Consider the following 21,942-nt stretch of genomic DNA (forward strand, 5'->3'; position numbering starts at 1 on the left):
GCCGGGCGCAGTATGGGGCAGGCAAGTGCTGGTAATGACGGCATATGCCGCTATGCGTTGAATGACGCCCTTCTCGAAAACAACTTCTCACGCAAGCGACTGGAAATGCTGCCGCCTCTCAACGGCAGCTCCGCCGGTCCATGCCACCTATCCCGAGCTCCTGACCCTATGAGGCTTTGACACCAGAGAAACCTTGCAAGGGTCGCGACGAAAATTCGGCCCAACAAACACACCAAGGGGAGGATACAGATGACTTTGCGTGAACGATATCTCGTCGGCTGCGCCGCGCTGGCGGTGGCTTCTCTGGTCACTGTCTCGCCGACGCGCGCTCAGGCGCCGACGCAGCCACCAGAAGCTGCCCTAAATGCCGAGGCGGCCCAGAACAACTGGCCGACCTATCACGGCACCTACAAGTCCTACCATTACAGCGGCCTTGATCAGATCAATACCGGCAACGTCAAGAATCTCGAAGTCGCGTGGATGCATTTCCCCGAGCGCGCCACCCGCGGCGTTCAATCGACGCCGCTCGCGATCGACGGCGTGCTGTACTATTCGGGCTCCTACAGTCGTGTTTACGCGCTGGACGGCGCGACCGGCAAGACAATCTGGGCCTATGCGCCGGAGCTCGACGAGGACCTGGTCTCCAAGCAGACGCACTCGCCGTACAACCGCGGCATCGCCATCGGACACGGCAATCTCTATGTCGGCACGGTCGATGGGCGCCTGATCGCGCTCAGTCTGAAGGACGGCAAGCCGGTGTGGGATACGAAGCTGCTGGATTCCAAGAAGGTGACAGTCGGCTTCACCGGCGCGCCGCTGGTCGTGAAGGACATGGTGATCATTGGCGCCCAGGGCGGCGAATGGCCCGGTCGCGGGCCGATCTTTGCGGTGGACGGCAAGAGCGGACAGAAGAAATGGGAGTTCTTCACGGTCGCCGGTACCGAAGAGGCCAAGGCGACCTGGGGTGGCGACTCCTGGCGGACCGGCGGCGGCGGAGGCTGGATGCCCGGAACCTATGACCCGGAAACCAACACGGTGTGGTGGGGCACCGCCAACCCCGCGCCGCTCTACGACTGGGCGGGAGCGGACTGGAAGAAGAGCGGACCGCGTCCGGGCGACAATCTTTATACGACATCAGTCATCGCGCTCGATCCCGATACCGGCAAGCTCAAATTCTACCATCAGGAGCTGCCGCACGATGCCTGGGACTTCGACTCTTCCGTGGGCGAGTTCGTCATGCTCGACCGTGGCGGCAAGAAGCTCGTGGTGCACGCCAACAAGAGCGGATACGTCTTCGTCTATGATCGTTCCAACGCCAAGGTCGAGAACGTCTGGCCGCTGGTAAAGAACATCAATTTCGTCAAGAGCATTGACCCGAAGACCGGCGCACTGATCGGTCGTCGCGACCTCTCGGAAGGCAAGGTGGACCCGCCGTTGTGCCCGGCCATCGCCGGCGGCATCAGCTGGAATTCCGGCGCCTACAGCCCCAAGAACGGGCTCTTCTACCGGATCGGGCAGGAGTGGTGCATGGAGCTGACCGTCGAGAAGACCACGCCGGTACTGGAACCGATGGCCCAGCTCAACCTGGGCGCCACGTTCAAGTTTGTGCCGCCCCCGGACGGACCGGCCCGTGGTCATCTGAGCGCCCGCGATCCGGTCACCGGCGAGAAGAAGTGGGAGGTCAACTACAAGTACCCGCCGCTCGCCAGCGTTCTCGCCACTGCGGGCAATCTGGTATTCGTGCCGGATGCCGAAGGCGTCGTGCACGCTTACAACGCGGACACTGGCGAAGAGCTCTGGTCGCGTAACAACGGCATCGGGCATAATGGCGGCATCATCAGCTACATGGCCGGTGGCAAGCAGTACATCGCCGTACCGGCAGGCTGGGGCAGCTTGGTGGGCGACGAATTTGTCGCGCTTTTTGGCGAGCCCTTCAAGAGCATGTCCAAGAATACCGGAGCGCTGATAGTCTTCGCACTCAGGCAATGACGATGGCATGGGCGGCAGGACTGATCTCTCCCTGCCGCCCTTGTCGGCTAATACGGATGCTGGAATGCGAGTATCGCTTTTAACTGCTGCCTCCCTGGCCATTATCTGGCCATGGCTGTCGACCGCTACGTTTTCCCAACAGTCCAACTCAGCGGGCTCTGCGAGTCCGCAGGCGCAAGCCGAAGCCTCGCCAAACGACGTCGATGGCCGGAAAATGTTCACAAGCAACTGCGGCTTCTGTCACCAGGATGGCGGGCGCCATGCCGGTCGGGGTCCGAAGCTATCGAAGTCCGAGCGCAGCGACGAATTCATCATCGAGCGTATCAAGAAGGGCAAAACGGGCGCCATGCCCGCCTATGGTGAAGTGTTCAATGACGCCCAGATTGGCGCGCTTCTGGCCTACATACGAGGGCTGGATGACTAGGGCGTCTGCGGCAGACAAACCGCGTTATCGCCTCGCGCGCTACGCGGCAAGCCTCGCGCTGCTGATGCTCTGGAACGCGCCGCCAGCGGACGCCCGCTCGCTGGAAGCCGTCATCGAGCGCGGCGCCCTGACGCTCTGCGCCAGCCCCAATGCGCTGCCGTTTGCCAGCAAGTTCGGGCCGGTCCCAGGATTTCAGATCGAACTCGGCGAGAAGATTGCCGAGCAACTCGGCGTCAAGCTGACGCGGGAATGGGTGGTCAGCGCGATCCAGTATCGCCGCGCCGATTGCGATCTCGTGCTGGACGTCATCGCCCGCAAGGATACGGCGCCTGCGGGCGGTGTGCGGGTTACGCGCCCCTACCATCGCAGCGGCGTCGTACTCGCGGTGCGCAGCGACTCGAAGGCATCGTCGCTGGCAAACCTCGACCCCTATCAGCGGGTCGGGGTGCAGGTCGGCTCGCTGGTCTCCATGACCCTCAGTAAGGGCGGCGCCACCACCTCCCCGTTCGTATACGAGGACGACATTGTTGCAGCGCTGGCCAATCGCGAGATCGAGGCGGCCGCCGTCACACCAATGACGGTCGGCTGGTTCAACCTGCAGCATGCCGACAAACCTTTGCGCATCATTCCGGCGTTCGACAACGATCAGGACTTGAGCTGGAATATTGCGGCAGGGCTGCTGCGCCCCGACGACAAGCTGCGACAGCGCGTGGATGCGGCGATCGAGGCCCTGCTGGCCGATGGCACCATCGCGCGGATCTATGCGCGCTACGGCATCGAGCTGCGACCTCCACAGTGAGGTGCGGGTATCGCGCCATCATCGGGGCATGTTTCTGCGCGCGTTGATTTCGGCAGCCAGCGTCCCGATCATGGCGCCTCGGCAATCGCGTAACGGCTGGAGCACGCGGTGACGCCGACATCTGAGGGAGAGGCCGATGCGCTTTGATCTTCTCCAGAGAAAGCGCACCCATTTTGTGCTCTGGCGCCCGGGTAGCGTGAACCCGCCCCCTGCCCTCGTCATCGGCAGCTTCATCGAAGGAAACCCACCGGGCTTTCAACTGCTGAACAAATTCGATCTGGCTGCTTCACCTGTTGCGGCCGATCTATGGGAAATAGCGGCCACAGCCTGTGGGCTGGCGAACAACCGCGTCTATCATTACTGGTTCGAAGTCACCAACGCGAACCCGAAGACGCCATCGTCCGCGCGCATCCAGTGCACGGACCCGACTGCCTGGACTGTGGATTGGCGGCTGCGCGCACCGGCGCTGCCGCTCCCGTTCACCGACGACGACCGCGGGCCTGCGGCGGTCGTGAAGTGGCGGGATAACGAGCTGGTGCCCTGCGATCCCGCCGGCGACGAACCGGATTGGCAGGACGACGTTCGGCTCGACGGGCTCCCCGGCAACAACCGTCTCGTGATCTACGAGTTGCCAACGCGGTGGAGCCGGATTGAAACGACGGGCACCGTTAGCATCGCCGGCGGGACTTTCCGTGACGCCCTTGCGCTCATCGAGCGGGCCGCGGAGCCGATCAATTTTGCAGGCGTAGCTGCGCTGGCGGCCGGCCAGGCTCATCTCGAGGACCTCGGCGTCAACGCCCTCGAGCTCCTGCCGCCGGCCGACAGCTTCGTCAACCGCGAGTGGGGCTACGCGACGAGCAACTATTTCGCCGCCGATTTCGATTTGGGACTTCCGAGGGGCCATGCCTCGCCGACCGCGTCCGCCGATCTTGCGGCGCTCGTGGCCGCGTGCCATCGGCATCGCGTTCGGTTCTTCGCCGATGTCGTGATGGCCTTCGCGACCCGATACGCTTACCGGTATATCAACTTTCTCGATTTTCACGTCCACCGCCGGACGGGTGACCCGGAGGAAGACGCCCGGGATGATTTTGGCGGCGACCTCTTCAAGTACAACTTCCTGACCGACGCCTACGACCCGATCGGCGGAGGAACCGCGCGCCTTGTGCCGGCCCGCCGCCTCATGCTCGCCTGCCTTGCGCGCTGGATGCTCGACTTTCGGATCGATGGCATCCGGATGGACAGCGTGCCCAACATCATGAACTGGGACTTCGTGCAGGAATACAAGGATCTTGCCCGAACCCTATGGCACTCGCGGTGGCTGGCGCAGGGCCTTCCGGCATCGGGCTCCGGCGAACGCTTCCTCGTCGTCGGCGAGGATCTGGCTGTGCCGATTGATCTTCTGCGCCAGAACCGCCTCGATGGCCTGTGGAACGAAGAGTTCAAGCGGATGGTTCGATGCGCAATCCTGGGACAAAACGACGAGAAGGAGCCGAGTTTCGAAGAGACGGTGCGCAAGCTGATCGACTGCCGTCTGCTTGGCTTCTCCGATGGCTCCCAAGCGATCAACTACGTGACCTCGCACGATGTTGAGGGCTTCAGGAATGAGCGTCTGTACGATTTTCTCAACAACAATGGCGTTTGGAGCACGGAGCGGCGAATCAAGCTCGCCTTCGTTTGCCTGATGACGGCGGTCGGCATTCCCATGATTTTCGCCGGCGAAGAATTCGCCGACCAGCATGATCTCGCGGTCGTGCATCCACAAAAGCAGATCGATCCGGTGAACTTCGATCGCCTGCAGGACCCTTGGCGCCGGCGCGTATTCGAATATTGCGCCCGCCTCGTCCGTTTTCGCACGAGCTCCAATGCACTTGCCGTCAACGATACGGAGTTCATCCATGTCGATTTCGAAGAAGGCAAACGCGTGCTCGTCTGGCGGCGGGGCCGGCGGGGCATCGATCACCCCGTGATCGTGATCGCCAATTTTTCGGATTTTGAAACCGCGCTGCCGTTCGCATCTACTTCCGAATACCGTGTGCCGAACTGGCCGGCGACCCCGACGGGCATGCGCTGGCGCGAGATCACGCAGGATCGCTACGTTCCGCCCGAATGGGTCGGCCGGGAGCCGATCTTTCCGTGGGAGGCCAAGGTCTATGCGCTGACTTGAATGGAACGGCTAGCTGTTCTGTGAGGGGCAAGTGAATGGCGCCGGCGAAGCTTGGCCGCTCCGCCGGCGCGGCCGCCTAACGTTTACGCGGCGCGAACGTAACCATAGCGCAGGTTCGAGGGCTGCTTGGCCGCCAGCGAATACTCGTTCTTGAGCGCCGCGAGGCGATCCTCAGAAAACGTTGGCATCCTCGTATTGTCAGCCGCTCTCAGCTTGATCTTATAGAACCTGGTTGCGTTGCCGCCGAAGATCAGCTGCTTGGTGGCGCTATTGGCGTCGCCGAGCGGCGCAAAGCCGTACTTCTTCTGCATGTCCTCGGGGATTTCGAGCCGGCGCAGCGCCTCGATCTGCCACTGCGGCGAGCCGTACCAGACCGAGTCGGTGCCCCACATCACGTGGTCGACGCCCATGCCCTTGATCAACGTGCCAACCAGCGCGGCACAGAACTTGGGATGCGCCACCGCTGAGTTGGCAAAGGATGTGCCGAGCTCAGCATAGACATTGGTGACGCCGAACTTCTGCGGGATTTCCGCGAGATCCGAGGCCCACTGGATGCGGCCGGTCTGCTCGAACTCCGCCCACGCCTTGTCAGGCAGTTCGAGGAACGCTCGCAGCGCCGAGTGATAGATCACGAAGTTCATCTGCGGCCAATCCTTGGCGGCCTTTCCGATGTCCCATGCGGTTGCGTATTCCCACACGCCGGCGAATGACTTCTCATAATCCGGCGGCAGCAGCCCTTTGTGGATACACAGCGTGTTGATGCCGGCCTTCACCGCTTTTTCGTAGAACGGATACATCACCTGCTCGTCGTCGAGCCGCCATGGGAACTTGGAGGGCGCCAGCGGATCGCCGATGGTGTAGGACTTCCAGGAATCCGGCTTGTAGATCTCGATCGCCTTGTCGACCTCCTCCATCCAGCCTGGCTGCTTTGGCGTGATGACGCTGTGGGCCAACAGGCGGCGCGAACCGGCGAATTCGTTAATGAGCTCGCGTGCCTTGACGATCTGCTCGTTGGAAAGAAGCCACCAGCTCGGATCGTCGAACGGCGCGCCGCTCAATAGCGCCATGTTGGTGTCGCTGTCGTAGTAGATCTCTTTCACATAATTCTGGAACTTGTAACGGGCGAGCGAGGAGACGCCCTCCTCCTTCATCTTCGGATTCCAGTGCTGGCTCGCAAAGTCCGCCAGCCCCAGGAGCTCCTTGTGATCGAAGTCGTCGCGCACGAAATGGGTCTGAACGTCGAAGATGAACTGGCCGGCAAGGTCTTGCGCACGCGCCAGCATCATTTCGGGCTCTCGAGCCTCCGCAGGCGCGACCTGGAAAACATTGCCGTAGACGTCGTTCATGGCGAGGAATGCCGCGGCCATGCCGCAGCTCGTGTGCAGGAACTGCCTGCGGCTCAAGCCGAGGTGCTTGCCGTTCGCGTCAGCGAGCTCGTTGATCCGTGCCTCGACCTTCTTTTGTATGGCGCTCTGCGGGGGCGGCAGATACTCGCCGTTGGAAACGATCTGGGTGGGAATCGGCGTCGCGGCCGATGCCGCTTCTGCACCCGCGACAAGACGTTGCTCTCGCTCACTAAGCCAGGTGCTCATTGTTCTCCTCCCTTTGCTTGGCCATAGACGGTACTGGGCGCATAAGGCTGCGCGTTTGGCCACTCCCGATTAGTGCAGGGGTCGAAACAGGATACCCTCCCGTTTAGTGACGCACGAGGCCATCATGCTCGCCTCACACCTAAGCGAGCTTGTTCTTGCTTTGATACTGAGAGGGTACGGAGACACTTTGAAAAACGACTTGCGGTAGTGGCCCATCTCCGCCGAATTCAATGCTCAAACTTCGTTTGGCGCAAGCAATGTTATCTGGCAGTCATGTTGTCCCAATGCGCCTCAATGCGATGGCAAGTTTGCACGACCGGGGGCAATGCCTCTAGCTGACCGCGATCGTTTCGACCGCGGAGTATTCTCTTGATAACGGGAATGCCGTGGAAACGCCTGTCGATCTTACGAGGCAACCGTTGCAAATGAAGTATCACGTTTGCACACAGCCGGAGGGGAGCCTAGCCCGCACCGACTGCCCGAGCCTAGATCCGATCACGCAGCCCTTTAACGCCTTCCCGTTCGGCGCAATGCTCGCAACAAAAGAAGGTGCCGGACTTTTCCAATCCGTGCCCGACGATGCGGATGCCGCAATGATCGCAAGTCGGCGCGAGCGCATGAATGGCACACTCGAAACTATCGAATGTATGCGCCTTGCCGTCCATTGTGACCTGAAACGTCTTGTCATAGTCATTGCCGCAGGTTTCACATGTAGCCATGATGTCCGCCTTCACTATGACGCGTGGCCGCCCCCTTCACATTGAGTGAATTCAATAACGGTGTCGCCAAAGGTTGGTTCCTCAGCGCAACGTCGGGACCGACGGATCAAGGCGCGCGGCAGGCCTTCGCGGCGGTTTCCAAGCCTTTGCTCGCCAGATCCGAAATCCGGGCGGGTCTCGGTCGCAACGGCAAGCAAGGCGTCTGTTGACCCGGATCGAGGAGCTCATCCTGCGGAGTTCGACAGCATCTTCTGGAGTATTGTCTCGACTGAGTGCGGCGAAATCCCAAGCTCAACAAATCCAGGCATGTCTGGCGATGCCACGGTGTCGATTTGCATCAACTCCACCTGATTGCGGGTCAGCAATGGGATCTGGAGCAATTCGGACGCCCATGCCAGCGCATGCCAAGCGGCAAACGGGATTGGTATCAGTCGAGGCGCAAGCCCGGCTTGGTGCGCCACGGCCCTGAGAAGCTCCTCGTAAGAATACACGCGAGGGCCACCGAGCTCGAAGATCCCAGACAGCTCGGCGCGCTGCATGATCCCGCCAATTGCATCCGCAACGTCATCCACAAAGGCCGGCTGCAATCTGGTCGTGCCGCGACCGAACATCGGATAGACGGGAAGCTGGCGGAGCAGCTTGAGGATGACGGTCAGAAACGCGTCGTCAGGTCCGAACATCACCGCCGGGCGGATGAAGGTTGCCTCGGCGAATGCAGAGCGGACCGCCAGTTCGCCCTCGCCGCGTTTTCGGATGTAGCGTGAATGTGAGGCGGCATCGGCGCCGATCCCTGAAAGGTGAATGAGGCTTTTGACTCCAGCCCTGTGCGACTGAAGCGCGACGCGCCGTGCTGCCTCGACGTGAACGGAATCAAACGTCTCAGGTCCGCGCTCGACGTAAAGGCTGACCGCATTTACAACACCGTAAGCGCCAGCAAGCGCATCCGCGACGGATCGCTCGTCGTGAACGTTGGCCTCTACGGCTTGAAGTTGCGGATCATCAGCACCAGGCAGGGTATACCCCTGATCCGGATGTCTTGACGCAATCCGAACCGGAAATCCGCGTGAGCGCAGATGTTGGACGATGCGGCGGCCCAAAAAGCCGGTTCCGCCGAACACGGTGATGATTTGACCGCTCGTTGCCACCATGGCCCATTCGCCAATTCATGTCGCAACGTTCCCATTATAGCGGGCTTGGACCCGGCTGCGGGAAATAACTGCAAGCCGATCGCACCGGCCGAACTTACGCTCCCCGGCGCTATTTCCTTTGCTGCCACTGAATGAATTTTTCGAGCAGAGCTTGGGATTTTTCGGGCCCCTCTTTGGCCGTTCCAGCGGGAGCGGGTTCAGAAACAGCCCGTTCCTGATCTTCGCTTCCTTGTACCCCTTGGAATCGCTTGAATCCTTGAAGCAGCGCCTGGGAGTCTTCGGACGTCGGCTGGGTCGGCGTAGCCAGTGCAGGCGTCGAAATGGAAACGGCGAGCTCCGAGGGATCGCTCTTTGATTTAGGAAACGCGTTGAACAAAGCGAGCGCCAAGATCACGATGGCGCCGATCGCTGCGGCAATTGCGCCTGCAGTGGCGAGCCGTCCGCGTGGTGGACGGCGTTCGGAAACGAACTGGGACTCCAACGGACGGGTAGATTTGGCGAAGGCTTCCTCGCGCATCTCATCAGAACGAGACAAACGGGGAATGGGAGGCAAATGGTCTGACCTCGTCTGCGGTGGAGGGCTGGATCGTGGGTCCGCCATGCTGCGCCTGGAGCGCGGTGCGTAGTAGAGGGGATCATCCGGACTAGGGGGATTGGGATGGTCGTTCGCGCCGATGAAACTCATTTGCGCTACTCCTCACAATGTCAGCTCATCGCATGGGAATATTTTGGCCCATTCTCAGGGCTTCAGTCCAGACTTCCGAGCCCACGATCGCGCATGAAATGCCGCACGCATTCGCACCCTGCGGCCGGCGGGGGTAAAATTTCGATCCGACGACCCCGGCTTTGGGAGACTGATCCAAACCGGGACGCCTGTGGAGTCAGATGTTCTTCTCCGCCCAAGAAACAATACAGCTGTTGCCGTCTTGCGACAGCGCAGGTGGAACTTCGGGTTGGCGCCTAGATCGTGACCTGTGTTCCCACCTCGACGACGCGCCCTGTCGGGATCTGGAAATAGTCGGTGGCGTCGTTAGCGGAGCGGCTGAGGCGGATGAACAGCAAATCCTGCCAGCGCGGCATGCCAGAATGGGCAGCCGGCTTCAGCGCGCGACGGGAGAGGAAGAACGACGTCGACATGATGTCGAACTGCCAGCCGAGCTTGCGGGCGATCGCCAGCGTCTTCGGCACGTTGGGCGATTCCATGAAGCCAAACCGCAGCGTCACCCGCGAGAAGGTCTCGCTGAGCTGCTCCATCCGCACCCGCTCGGCATCGTCGATCCGCGGCGTCGGCGCGGTCTCGATCGTGAGAATGACGTTCTTCTCATGCAGCACCTTGTAGTGCTTCAGGCTGTGCATCAGCGCCGTCGGCGCGCATTCGGGATCAGAGGTCAAGAACACGGCGGTGCCGGGCACCCGCTGCGGCGGACGCTTCTCCAGCATCGCCACCAGCTCGGCGAGCGGGAATTCCAGCTTGCGCGATTTCTCGAACAGCAGCCGGCTGCCGCGCCGCCACGTATACATCAAGAGCATCACGACGCCGCCGAGCACCAGCGGCACCCAGCCGCCCTCGAACACCTTCAAGAGATTGGCCGCGAGGAAGGTGACGTCGAGGAACAGGAAAGGCGCGATCAGCGCGGCGGCGGCGATCGGCGACCACTTCCAGACCCGCCACACCACGACAAAACCCATCATCGCCGTGACCACCATGGTGCCAGTCACCGAGATGCCGTAGGCCGAGGCCAGCGCACTCGACGAGCGGAATAGCACCACCAGCAGGATCACCGCCAAGAACAGCAGCAAGTTGATCCGCGGGATGTAGATCTGGCCGGAATGGGCTTCCGAGGTATGGCGAATTTCGAACCGCGGCAGTAGCCCTAGCTGGATCGCCTGGCGCGTCAGCGAATAGGCACCGGTGATGACGGCCTGACTCGCGATCACGGTCGCCACCGTCGCGAGCACCACCATCGGGATCAGCGCCCAATCCGGGAACATCAGGAAGAATGGATTCTCGATCGCCTTTGGGTCGGCGATCAACAGCGCGCCCTGCCCCAGATAGTTGATCGCTAGCGACGGCAGCACGATGAAGAGCCACGCAGTCTGGATCGGCCGCTTGCCGAAATGACCGAGGTCGGCATAGAGCGCCTCCGCGCCGGTGACGGCGAGAAACACCGCACCCAGCGTTATGAAGCCGATCAGGCCGTGATGGAGCATGAAGGAGACCGCATACAGCGGATTGAAAGCCTGCAGCACTTCGGGATGACGCGCGATCTGCGGCACAGCGGCGATCGCGATCACGGCGAACCAGACGCACATGACGGGTCCGAAGAACGCAGCCACGCGCGCGGTGCCGCGGGACTGCACGGCAAACAGCGCCACCAGAATGATCAATGTCAGCGGCACGACATAATGCTCGAAGGTCGCAGTGATCAGCTTCATACCTTCGATCGCCGAGAGCACCGACAGCGCGGGCGTCAGGACGGCGTCGCCGTAAAACAGCGCGCCCGAGATGATGCCGAGCAGCACGATCGCCGCCCCGCCCTTGCCGACCGCCCGCTGCGCCAGCGCCATCAGCGCCAGCGTTCCACCCTCGCCGTTGTTGTCGGCGCGCAGGAGGATCACGACGTATTTCAGCGTCACCACCACGATCAGCGCCCACAGGATCAGCGAGAGCACGCCGAGCACGGCCTGCGGCGTGGCGGCGGTCGAAGCCTCGCTCGCGGCCACGACGGCTTCGCGGAGCGCGTAAAGGGGGCTGGTGCCGATGTCGCCGTAGACGACACCGATGCTGCCGAGCATCAGCGCCTTGAAGGTGGCGGTGGAATGCGCTTCGCCATGACCGTTGGCCGCGGGCGTTTCCGCCGCGGTGACCGCAAACTGGACTGACATGGGATGGAGGGCCTCGTTTGCCGCGCTGCACAATGCAGAAGGGCAGCCCTATACTCCCGCCGCCGCCCTGCAGGTTAGCCGGATTCCGGGCCTCCGGTATGCAACAATCGCATGGATGTCGACACGTGGGCTCAAAGAATCTACGCGGTTTATCAGATAGTTACCTGAGTTCCAACCTCGACGACTCGTCCCGTCGGGATCTGGAAGTAGTCGGTGGCGTCATTGGCCGAGCGGCTCATGGCGATGAACAGATGATCCTGCCAGAGCGGCATGCCCGACTGCGCCGAGGGCTTGAGCGAGCGCCGCGACACAAAGAACGAGGTCGCCATGATGTCGAACTGCCAGCCGAGCTTGCGCGCGATCACCAGCGCTTTCGGCACGTTCGGCGATTCCATGAAGCCAAACCGCAGCCTTACGGTGGAGAACTTCTCGCTGATCTTCTCCATCTTGACGCGCTCGGCGAGGTCGACGCGCGGCGTCTGTGCCGTCTCGATGGTCAGGATCACGTTGTGCTCGTGCAACACCTTGTTGTGCTTGAGATTGTGCATCAGAGCGGTCGGCACGAAGCTCGGGTCCGACGTCAGGAACACCGCCGTGCCCTTGACGATGTGGGGCGGACGCTTTTCCAGGCTCTTGATCAGATCCGCCAGCGGCACCTCGATACGCCGCGTCTTGATGACAAGGATCGCCGCGCCGCGGCGCCAGGTCCAGATCATCACCGCCACAGCCGCGCCGAACAGCAGCGGCACCCAGGCGCCTTCGAGCAGCTTCAGCAGGTTTGCGGCAAAGAAGCTCATGTCGACGACGACGAGCGGCAGAATGACGGCCGCCGCCGTCGCCGCACGCCAGTTCCAGAGCTTCCAGATCACGACAAAGCCCATGATGCCGTCGACGACCATGGTGGTGGAGACGGCGATGCCGTAGGCCGACGCGAGGCCACTCGAGGTACGGAACAGAAGCACCAGTAGCACCACCCCGATCAGCAGCAGCCGGTTGACGCGCGGCAGGTAAATCTGGCCGGCGTGAGCTTCGGAAGTGTAACGCACCTCGAAGCGCGGCAAGAGGCCGAGTTGCACCGCTTGGCGGATCAGCGAAAAGGCACCCGTGATCACCGCCTGGCTCGCGATTACAGTCGCTGCGGTTGCGAGCACGACCAGCGGCAATACCAGGATCTCCGGCACCATCCGGTAGAACGAGTTTGTGACCGCCGATGGATCGGACAAAACCAGCGCACCCTGCCCGAAGTAATTGATCAGGAGCGACGGCAATACGAAAAAGAGCCATGCAGTCTGGATCGGCTTGCGTCCGAAATGGCCGAGGTCCGCATAGAGCGCCTCGCCGCCCGTCACCGCCAGAAACACCAGGCCCATCGTCACCAGTCCGACGACGCCGTGGGACAGCATGAACTCGATCGCATACCAGGGATTGATCGCATAAAGCACGGTAGGATCGTCGCTGATGTGGACGAGGCCCATCACTGCCAGAACCACGAACCAGATCATCGTGACCGGCCCAAAGAGCGACGCGACGCGCGCGGTGCCGCTGCTCTGTACCGAGAACAGCACCACGAGAATGAAGATCGTCAGCGGCACCACGTAATGTTCGAACGCCGGCGTGACGAGCTTGAGACCTTCGACCGCCGATAACACCGAAATCGCCGGCGTGATCATGGAATCGCCGATGAACATCGAAGCGCCAACGACACCGAGCGCCAGCAACACCCAGCTTCGGTGGCCCAGCGCCCGCTGACCCAGCGCCATCAGGGAGAGCGTGCCGCCCTCGCCGTTGTTGTCGGCGCGCAACAGTAGCAGCACATATTTGGCTGTGACGACGATGAACAGCGACCACAAGATCAGCGAGAGCACGCCGAGGACGATGACGCGCGATACTGGCTGGCCCTCGGCCGCGTGGGTGACGGCCTCGCGAAACGCATACAGCGGCGAAGTGCCGATATCGCCGAACACTACGCCGATGCTGCCCAACGTCAGGGCCCAAAAGCCTGAGGTAACCTGCCCCTCATGGGCCTCGGTGGATGTGACGCTGACAGTCATGATGGAAGAGGAACGTTCTCGTCGTTGAATTGATCCGCGCGGCTATCGACGCTTCCGCGTTGCCTGTCAATCGGCCAAGCATAGCACCACAGCCGATGCGTAGCTTACGCAAAGCAGATTGCATCGAATTTTCAAGATGGTACTATGGTAGGTACGCTTACGGCTTCAAGTTTGGCGGAAGCGGCGGATTTTCGCGCATCAATGTGATGGTGACGCGACGGTTTGCAGGCAAAGTCGGATCGTCGGGAAACAGCGGCTGGCTGTCTGCCCGGCCGCCGACGGCGTAGATGTGGGATGCCGGAAGGCCCTCGCGTTCGAGGATCTGGCGCACCGCATTGGCGCGGTCCGCCGACAGATCGAACGCACCATATTCGCCCCGCGACGGCACAAAGCCGGCAGAAGTGTGCCCCATGATGTTGATGCGCAGCGGCGTCGCCTTCAGCGGAACGGCCAGTTTCTGAATCAACCGGCGAGTACGGTCATATGGCACCTTGGAGCCGTCGGGAAACATGGAGCGGCCGTCCTGGTCGACGATTTCGAGATTGAGCCCCTCTTTGGTCTCCTCGAACATGATGTGCTTGGACATTTCGGTCAGTTCCGGCATGTCCTGCAGCGCCTGGCGCAGCGAGGCGGCAGCGAGCGCGAATTCGCGATCGACTTTCAGGCGGGCGCCGATTTCTTTCTGACGGTCCTTCTCGTCGGGTGTCGGCGTATTGGAAGCTTCCTCCGGCGAAATGTGGGCGACATTCTTGAGCTTCGGCCGCGTCGGCAGGCCGTCGGATTCCACGATGCCCGAATGCCGGGACTCGGTCTGCACGCCGAACGCTTCGCGCATCGAGCCGGCGACGATCTTGAGCTTCTGCTGATCCTGGCTGGAGAACGCCACCAGCATCACGAAGAACGACAGCAAGAGCGCCATCAGATCGGCGAACGTCACGAACCAGCCGTGTCCGCCATGTGCCTCTTCGCGTTTTTTCTTGGCCATGCGTCTTACGTCCGCGCCTTAAATGCCGCCCAGTCGATCAGGCCGGAACCAGCTCGCCTTCTTCTTGGCGGTGCTTTTCGGGCAGATAGGCCAAGAGCATTTCGCGCACCAAGGCCGGACTCTTGGAATCGCGAATCATCAGAATGCCGTCGATGATCAGCGTGCGGTTGGTTTCCTCGTCGATGAGCTTGCCATGCAGCTTGTCGGCGATCGGCAGGCAGATCAGGTTCGCAACGACCGCACCGTAAAGCGTCGCCAGCAGAGCGACCGCCATGAAGGGGCCAAGCTTCGAGGGGTCCGACATGTTCGAGAACATCTGCACCATGCCGAGCAGCGTGCCGATCATGCCGAACGCCGGCGCGCAGTCGCCGATCGCCCGATAGATCTTCGAGCCCTCGTTGAGGTGCATCAGGAAGTTGTCGCGATCGCGCTCCAGATTATCTCTGATGAATTCGAGGTCGTAGCCGTCGGCGACGTAGCGGATGCCCTTGGCGAGAAACGGCTCGTCGGTCTCGACCTTTTCCAGCCCGACCGGACCCTGCTTGCGCGCGATTTCCGCGATGCGCGCCAGCTCGTCGACGAGGTCGCGTGCCGAAAGCCGGCTCATGGTGAAGGCGAATTTGGCGCCGAGCGGCATGCCATGCAGGATCGCGCTGAGCGGAAAGCGGATCATCGTCGCGGCGAACGAACCGCCGAAGATGATGATGACGGCGTGGATGTCGTAGAACATCCGGAAATCACCGCCCATCAGGATCAGCGTCGACAGGACGATCGCACCGGCTGTCAGGCCAACGAGCGTGGTGATATCCATTCTGAACTCCAACGCGTACGCGAACGACCGGCCATCCTGACCGGGCGCGCAGGCCATCCGGGACCTAGCGCAGGAGGTACCCTACGATCACTGCAATTAAAGAGCCGTAAAGGTTAAACTCAAACAGGGAACGTAAAATTGCGGGCTGCCGGGCGAGCGGCTTCAGGATTTAATAACCATGATGTGCCGTCGCGTCTGAGCAGTCTCCGCCGTCATTGCGAGGAGCTCGCGACAAAATTGCGAAGCAATTTTGCGCTGAAGCGACGAAGCAATCCATCTATCCACTTATGGCGCTATGGATTGCTTCGCGGAGCCTGTCATCGGGCGCGCATTCGCGCGACCCGTTGGCTCGCAATGACGGGGTTAGGTCAGCTGACCACGGCGTGCACCTGCTGCGCCTGTGTGCCGATATCGGCGGCCTTGATTGGCCGTCGTTTCGATCTCAGCCTCTCGTCAGTGAATCTCCGCCGAGCGCTTCAGCGCTTCTTTGAGCTTCTCGAGTGAGAAGTCGGGGCTGCGGGCGATCTCCAGGATGGGCGTCTCGCGGCGGCCGCAGAGCTCGCAGGCATCGGGCAGCTTGGCCGCCACGTCATGGGGAATGACGATGGCGCCGTGCTGGTCGGCGTGGATGAGATCGTCGGAGTGCACGGTCATGCCGGCGACCCGCACTTCGCCGCCCCAGCTTTCGGCGTGCACCCAGGCATGCGACGGCCCGATCGAGCCGGCCAGCGCCTGGAAACCCGGCGCCCATTGCGGGATGTCGCGGATCGAGCCGTCGGTGATGACGCCGAGGCAGCCGAGCGCCTTGTGCACATTGCTCTGCACCTCGCCCCAGAACGCGCCGTAGCCGACATCGGCGCCGTCGATATCCTGGATCACGGTGATGCGCGGGCCGAAACCGGTGCCGACATATTCGTAATAGGCGATGCGGCGCCTGGCCTGCTCGTCGGGCGGAAGGGTCGATTTGAGCACGGAGCGGATCGTCACGGTGCGGGCATAGCCGACCATCGGCGGCAGGTTCGGGAACGGGCAGACCAGCGGCTTGGTGGTGTAGCCGATCAGGCGGCGTTCGGGCGCGACGATCTCCATCGCGTTGCAGATCGTCGGCGTGTCGTAGCGCCCCAGCGCTTCGATGACGGAAGCAGGCAGCGGGGCGGTAACGGCTTTGTTCACGGCGTCTTCTCCTGATTGTTCTTGTGCCGGCTATCGTCGAAAGCCGCGCGTTCACATGCCGTATAGCCGAGATTGGGGGCGAACCCAACTCGGCAGCCGCTCATGGCAGATATATCGGAAGCCCCAGCAGGCGCTCAGTTCAGCCGCGCCGGCCGCTCGTCCTCACCATCGCCCTGGGCCGGCGCAAAGGCCGGTGGCGGCGTTGACGGCGCAGCTGCCTCAGCCGTCGTGGGCGGCTGCGCGGCAGCGGCATTTCGCTCATGGTCGCGATAGGACTTCCATCCCCATGGCAGGCTCAGGAGATAGAGCACCGAGCCGATCGACAGGATATGCCAGGGATAGCCGATCAAAAGCGCGACGAAGAACACGACGGAGACGAAGACCGGCAGCACCATTTCCGGCGGCACGCGCATCTTCACTGTCTTGCCGGAAAAGACCGGCAGCCGCGAAACCATCAGGAATGCGATCAACAGCGTATAGCCGGCCGTGAGTGTGGCCGGCGGCTTGGAAATGCCAAGAAACGCCAGATAGAACGGCAGCATCGCGAGAATGGCGCCGGCCGGCGCCGGCACGCCGGTGAAATAATTCGCAGCAAAGGCCGGCTTGTTGGGATCGTCGATAGAGGCGTTGAAGCGCGCCAGCCGTAGACCGCCTGCGATCGCAAACACCATGGCCGCGATCCAGCCGCCATTGTTCAATTCGTGCAGTTGCCAGAAATACAGCATCAAGCCGGGCGCGACGCCGAAATTGACGAAGTCCGCCAGGCTGTCGAGCTCGGCGCCGAATTTCGACTGGCCCTTGATCATGCGCGCGATGCGACCGTCAACGCCGTCGAGCACGGCTGCGAAGACAATGGCCGCGACGGCAAGCTCCATCCGCCCTTCGATCGACAGGCGGATTGCCGTCAGCCCGGCGCAGATCGCAAGCAGGGTAATGACGTTGGGTACGAGCATCCGCACCGGGATCGGACGAAACCGGCGGCGGCGCAGTTCAGGGTATTTGGGATCCGGGATCAGCATGACCTGCAATTATATAGCAAGCGCCGGTCCGGTTCGCCATTGGCGGCGCCTTCCCCTTTGGGCGACTGCGAAGTGGTTAATCGGCGCGGAACGTCCGGCCGTGCTCGGTCGACCCGAAATCGGCCAAAATCGTCTCGCCGGCAATCGCGGTCTGGCCCTCGGAGACCAGCGCCCGCGTGCCCTCAGGCAGGTAAACGTCCAGCCGCGAGCCGAAACGGATCAGGCCGAACCGCTCGCCGGCCCCGATCGACTGGCCTTCCCGCACGAATGAGACAATCCGCCGCGCCACCAGGCCTGCGATCTGGACCACGCCGATCCGCCCATTGGTGGTCGAGATGACCAGCGAGTTGCGCTCATTGTCCTCGCTCGCCTTGTCGAGCTCGGCATTGATGAAGGCGCCGGGACGGTAGGCGATGCGGTCGATGCGGCCCGCCACCGGGCTGCGGTTCACGTGACAGTTGAACACGCTCATGAAGATCGAGATGCGCGGCAGCGGCCGATCGCCGAGGCCGAGTTCGGCCGGCGGCAGCACCTGCGCGACCATGGATACGCGGCCGTCGGCCGGCGACACCACGATGCCGTCGCGCACCGGCGTAACGCGAACGGGATCGCGGAAGAACAGCGCGCACCAGACGGTCAATCCCGTTCCGATCCAGCCCAGCGGCGTCCAGATCCAGAACAGGATCAGGCTGGCCAGCGCAAAGGCGCCGATGAACGGATAGCCCTCGGAATGGATCGGCGGGATTTGCGCGCGGATGGAGTTCGCAATCGACATCGAGGCTCACTGCTGTCTGGCTGCTCCCCGTCGGGGAAGTGGCGCTGGTTTTGGATTATTCCGCGGCGGTTGCCAAGGGATCTTTGGGACCGTCCCTGGGCGGCCCCTTCGGCCCCTCGTCGAGCGGATCGTGCACCGGCGGCGGGGCGCGGTTCGGCGCCACGTTCTCGTCGTCGATCTGCGCGAGCTTCTCGCGCGCCGCCTCGGCCTCGCGCTGCCTGTTCCACATGCTGGCATAAAGCCCGCCGGCGGCCAAAAGCCTGACATGGGTGCCGCGCTCGGCGATGCGCCCTTGATCCAGCACGATAATTTCGTCGGCTCCGACGATGGTCGAGAGCCGGTGCGCGATCACGAGCGAGGTGCGGCCGCGCGAGACACGCTCCAGCGCTTCCTGGATTTCATGCTCGGTGTGACTGTCGAGCGCGGATGTCGCTTCGTCCAGCACCAGAATCGGCGGCGCCTTCAGAACCGTGCGCGCGATCGCCACGCGCTGCTTCTCGCCGCCCGACAGTTTTAGCCCACGTTCGCCGACCTGGGTCTCATAGCCCTTCGGCGAATTCCTGATGAAAGCATCGATCTGCGCCAGTTGCGCCGCCTGCTCCACCTCGGCATCGCTGGCGTCCCAGCGGCCATAGCGGATGTTGTAGCGGATGGTGTCGTTGAACAGCACGGTGTCCTGCGGCACCATGCCGATCGAAGCGCGCAGGCTCGCCTGCGTGACGTTGCGGATGTCCTGCCCGTCGATGAGAATGCTGCCGCCGGACACGTCATAAAGCCGAAACAATAGCCGCGAGATCGTCGACTTGCCGGCGCCGGAGGGACCGACGATCGCCACTGTCTTACCGGCAGGCACCTCAAAGCTGAGGCCTTTCAGGATCGGCCGCTCCGCATCATAGGCGAAGCGCACGTCGTCAAAGCGCACGCTGCCTGCGCTGACCACGAGCGGCGCCGCACCCTCGACATCCTTGATCTCGGGATTGCGCGACAGCACGTTGAACATCTTCTCGATGTCGATGATCGCCTGCTTGATCTCGCGATAGACCATGCCCATGAAGTTCAGGGGCTGGTAGAGCTGGATCATCATGGCGTTGACCATGACGAAATCGCCGACGGTGTTGGTGCCGTTGCGCACGCCGAGCGCGCACATCAGCATGGTCGCGGTGAGGCCGATGGTGAAGATGATCGCCTGCCCGGTATTGAGCACGGCGAGCGAGGTATAGGTCTTGACGCTGTTATGCTCGTAACGCTCCATCGAGCGGTCGTAGCGTTCGGCCTCACGCGTCTCCGCGCTGAAATACTTCACCGTCTCGTAATTGAGCAGCGAGTCGATCGCTTTCGTGTTCGCCTCGGTGTCGGAATCGTTCATCTTGCGGCGGATCTCGATCCGCCATTCCGTCGCGATGTAGGTGTAGTACATGTAGATCACGACGGTGATCGCCGTGACCAGCACGTAGCGCCAGTCGAACTGCCACAGCAGCACGGCCATCAAGAGCGACACCTCGACGATAGTCGGGATCAGCTGCAGGATCACCATCCGCACGATCACCTCGATGCCGGTGCGGCCGCGCTCCAGCACGCGCGTCAGGCCGCCGGTCTTGCGCTCCAGATGGAAGCGCAGCGACAATTCGTGCATGTGAACGAAGGTGATGTGGGCGAGTTTGCGCACCGCATGCATCGCGACGCGGGCGAAGATGCCGTCGCGCCACTGCGTGAGCACCGCCATCAGGATGCGGACCGCGCCGTAGCTCGCGGTCATCAGTAGTGGCGAGGCGATCAGCCACAGCATCCAGTTCGACGGCGCGACCGGCGCGGTGCCCATGCCGTTGAGCGCATCGATCGCCCATTTGAAGGTGAAGGGCACTGTCAGCGTCGCGAGCTTCGCGGCGAGCAGCAGCACCATCGACCAGACCACGCGCATCTTCAGATCGGCGCGATCGCCGGGCCAGATGTAAGGCCAAAGATGGACCAGCGTCCCGATCAGGGTCGCCTTTTCAGGAGATGCGTCGGCCGGCGCGGCGGCACCTGCAAGCGGCTGCGAATCAGCGTCAGCCATGGGCGTCGCGCCCACGGCGAGGTGGCGCACCGGTCACCCTCAAGGAAGTTTCGGCAGTCTGCATACGCCCGTCATATAAAGCGTTTACCTCTCTCGTACACCCTTGAAAGATAAATCTTTCCCCCGTTTGGTTTGATTTCGGGCCTATTTGTGCCGCATCACCGAAGTCAACCGGACTTGAGCTTTATCGGGTGCAGTGCCACATGACGAAAATGGATCAAATCAAAACTGTCTGTGTCTATTGCGGCTCCGGCCCTGGTTCCAGTCCCCGCTTTGTCGAAGCCGCCGTCGCCCTGGGAAAGACGTTCGCCGAAAACAGGATCCGCCTCGTCTATGGCGGCGGCTCGGTCGGCCTGATGGGCGCGGTCGCGAAATCCACGCTGGATCATGGTGGTCTCGTCACCGGTATCATCCCGGATTTTCTCAGGTCGCGTGAACATGCGCTGACACGCGTCCAGGAGATGATCGTCACGCCCGACATGCACGAACGCAAGCGGCTGATGTTCGAATGCTCCGACGCCTTCGTGGCGCTGCCCGGCGGCATCGGCACGCTGGAAGAGCTGGTCGAACAGATGACCTGGCAGCAGCTCGGCCGTCACTCCAAGCCTGTTCTGCTCGCCAATATCGACGGCTTCTGGGAGCCGCTGATCGCGCTGCTGGCGCATATGCGCGCAACCGAATTCATCCGCGCCTCGCTTCCGATCGAGGTGCTCAAGGCCGACCGGATCGAAGACGTGCTGCCGCGCCTGCGCGCCGCCGCCGCGCGTGCGCCGGCAGGCACCAAGGAGATGGCGCCCGAATTTGCGCAGAAGCTGTAGTTCGGTTCGTAGGATGGGTGGAGCGAAGCGATACCCATCATCTCTCCGCGCAGGGATTGATGGGTTTCGCTTCGCTCTACACATCCTACGCTTTCATTCACTCGTAAACGTCACGGCCTCGATGCGGTTGCCGTCGGGATCGATGACGAAGGCTGCATAATACTTCACGCGATCATGCGGCCGAATTCCCGGCGCGCCGTCGGAGCGGCCGCCGCTCGCTAGCGCCGCCGCGTGAAACGCATCGACATCATCAGTTGTTTTCGCGCGAAGGCAGATATGCGTGCCGCTCTCCGGCGGCACCGGTGTCATGCCGGCGCGCAGATTGATCCAGAATTCGGGATAGGTCTTGCCGAAGCCGATCGTGGCCGGGCGGGTGACGAGGCGCGAGAGGCCAAGGGCTGCGAGGGTTGCTTCATAGAAGCGTGCGGCGCGTTCGAGATCGGCGACGCCGACGGAGATGTGGTCGATCATGGAATGGCCCCCTGCTCGCTCCTGTCATTGCTACCGCTCGTAGCCCGGATGAGCGTAGCGACATC

18 protein-coding genes are annotated in these 21,942 nt (G+C 62.2%); 5 read left to right on the forward strand and 13 right to left on the reverse strand.

Features of this window, described 5'->3' with window-relative positions; translation table 11 throughout:
• Positions 1-249: 249 nt before the first annotated feature.
• The 4 genes from J6524_RS08135 to J6524_RS08150 all read left to right on the forward strand — a co-directional run bounded on the left by J6524_RS08135 (position 250) and on the right by J6524_RS08150 (position 5,376).
• Positions 250-1,989, forward strand: a complete 1,740-nt coding sequence (locus J6524_RS08135) for a pyrroloquinoline quinone-dependent dehydrogenase (RefSeq protein ID WP_225669877.1) — start codon at positions 250-252, stop codon at positions 1,987-1,989.
• A gap of 64 nt (positions 1,990-2,053) precedes the next feature.
• Positions 2,054-2,413 carry a c-type cytochrome gene (locus tag J6524_RS08140; protein WP_225669878.1) on the forward strand — a complete coding sequence of 120 codons (360 nt, stop codon included), beginning with the start codon at positions 2,054-2,056 and terminating at the stop codon, positions 2,411-2,413.
• Entirely contained in the window at positions 2,406-3,212 is an 807-nt protein-coding gene (locus J6524_RS08145; RefSeq protein WP_225669879.1) for a substrate-binding periplasmic protein, read from the forward strand. The genes J6524_RS08140 and J6524_RS08145 overlap by 8 nt, the downstream gene beginning before the upstream one ends.
• A 136-nt stretch (positions 3,213-3,348) precedes the next feature.
• Positions 3,349-5,376, forward strand: coding sequence for an alpha-amylase family protein (locus tag J6524_RS08150; protein WP_225669880.1), 2,028 nt, complete (start codon positions 3,349-3,351; stop codon positions 5,374-5,376).
• A gap of 83 nt (positions 5,377-5,459) precedes the next feature.
• Here the strand turns inward: J6524_RS08150 and J6524_RS08155 are convergent, their stop codons facing one another.
• The 12 genes from J6524_RS08155 to J6524_RS08210 form a co-directional block, all read right to left on the reverse strand.
• Positions 5,460-6,968 (reverse strand): amidohydrolase family protein, encoded by a 1,509-nt coding sequence (locus J6524_RS08155; protein ID WP_225669881.1) that lies wholly within the window; start codon positions 6,966-6,968, stop codon positions 5,460-5,462.
• 485 nt (positions 6,969-7,453) lie between these two features.
• A complete protein-coding gene (locus J6524_RS08160) occupies positions 7,454-7,702 on the reverse strand; it encodes a metallothionein (protein ID WP_225669882.1) in 249 nt (82 codons plus the stop codon).
• A gap of 209 nt (positions 7,703-7,911) precedes the next feature.
• Positions 7,912-8,835 carry a complex I NDUFA9 subunit family protein gene (locus tag J6524_RS08165; RefSeq protein ID WP_225669883.1) on the reverse strand — a complete coding sequence of 308 codons (924 nt, stop codon included), beginning with the start codon at positions 8,833-8,835 and terminating at the stop codon, positions 7,912-7,914.
• 109 nt (positions 8,836-8,944) lie between these two features.
• On the reverse strand, positions 8,945-9,520 hold the full coding sequence (locus J6524_RS08170; protein WP_225669884.1) for a hypothetical protein: 576 nt from the start codon (positions 9,518-9,520) through the stop codon (positions 8,945-8,947).
• 275 nt (positions 9,521-9,795) lie between these two features.
• A complete protein-coding gene (locus J6524_RS08175; RefSeq protein WP_225669885.1) occupies positions 9,796-11,721 on the reverse strand; it encodes a potassium transporter Kup in 1,926 nt (641 codons plus the stop codon).
• Positions 11,722-11,873: 152 nt separating this feature from the next.
• Complete coding sequence (locus J6524_RS08180; protein WP_225669886.1) at positions 11,874-13,772, reverse strand: potassium transporter Kup; 1,899 nt, start codon at positions 13,770-13,772, stop codon at positions 11,874-11,876.
• A 157-nt stretch (positions 13,773-13,929) separates the two neighbouring features.
• Positions 13,930-14,757 carry an OmpA/MotB family protein gene (locus J6524_RS08185; protein ID WP_225669887.1) on the reverse strand — a complete coding sequence of 276 codons (828 nt, stop codon included), beginning with the start codon at positions 14,755-14,757 and terminating at the stop codon, positions 13,930-13,932.
• Between the two features lie 37 nt (positions 14,758-14,794).
• Positions 14,795-15,568: a motility protein A gene (locus tag J6524_RS08190; protein ID WP_225669888.1), complete on the reverse strand. Its 774-nt coding sequence runs from the start codon at positions 15,566-15,568 to the stop codon at positions 14,795-14,797.
• 453 nt (positions 15,569-16,021) lie between these two features.
• Positions 16,022-16,741 (reverse strand): RraA family protein, encoded by a 720-nt coding sequence (locus J6524_RS08195; RefSeq protein WP_225669889.1) that lies wholly within the window; start codon positions 16,739-16,741, stop codon positions 16,022-16,024.
• Between the two features lie 134 nt (positions 16,742-16,875).
• Entirely contained in the window at positions 16,876-17,760 is an 885-nt protein-coding gene (locus J6524_RS08200) for a CDP-alcohol phosphatidyltransferase family protein (protein ID WP_225669890.1), read from the reverse strand.
• Positions 17,761-17,836: 76 nt separating this feature from the next.
• On the reverse strand, positions 17,837-18,535 hold the full coding sequence (locus J6524_RS08205; protein WP_225669891.1) for a phosphatidylserine decarboxylase: 699 nt from the start codon (positions 18,533-18,535) through the stop codon (positions 17,837-17,839).
• Between the two features lie 55 nt (positions 18,536-18,590).
• Positions 18,591-20,588: an ABCB family ABC transporter ATP-binding protein/permease gene (locus J6524_RS08210; protein WP_225669892.1), complete on the reverse strand. Its 1,998-nt coding sequence runs from the start codon at positions 20,586-20,588 to the stop codon at positions 18,591-18,593.
• A 212-nt stretch (positions 20,589-20,800) separates the two neighbouring features.
• Here J6524_RS08210 and J6524_RS08215 point away from each other — a divergent pair, with 212 nt between their 5' ends.
• Positions 20,801-21,406 carry an LOG family protein gene (locus J6524_RS08215; RefSeq protein ID WP_225670212.1) on the forward strand — a complete coding sequence of 202 codons (606 nt, stop codon included), beginning with the start codon at positions 20,801-20,803 and terminating at the stop codon, positions 21,404-21,406.
• Between the two features lie 93 nt (positions 21,407-21,499).
• On the opposite strand, the gene J6524_RS08220 is transcribed toward J6524_RS08215, so the two are convergent.
• The gene (locus J6524_RS08220; protein WP_225669893.1) at positions 21,500-21,877 is read right to left on the reverse strand and encodes a VOC family protein; all 378 of its coding nucleotides are present in this window, start codon (positions 21,875-21,877) and stop codon (positions 21,500-21,502) included.
• Positions 21,878-21,942: the final 65 nt, after the last annotated feature.

This window comes from Bradyrhizobium hereditatis (assembly GCF_020329435.1).
GTDB lineage: Bacteria > Pseudomonadota > Alphaproteobacteria > Rhizobiales > Xanthobacteraceae > Bradyrhizobium > Bradyrhizobium hereditatis.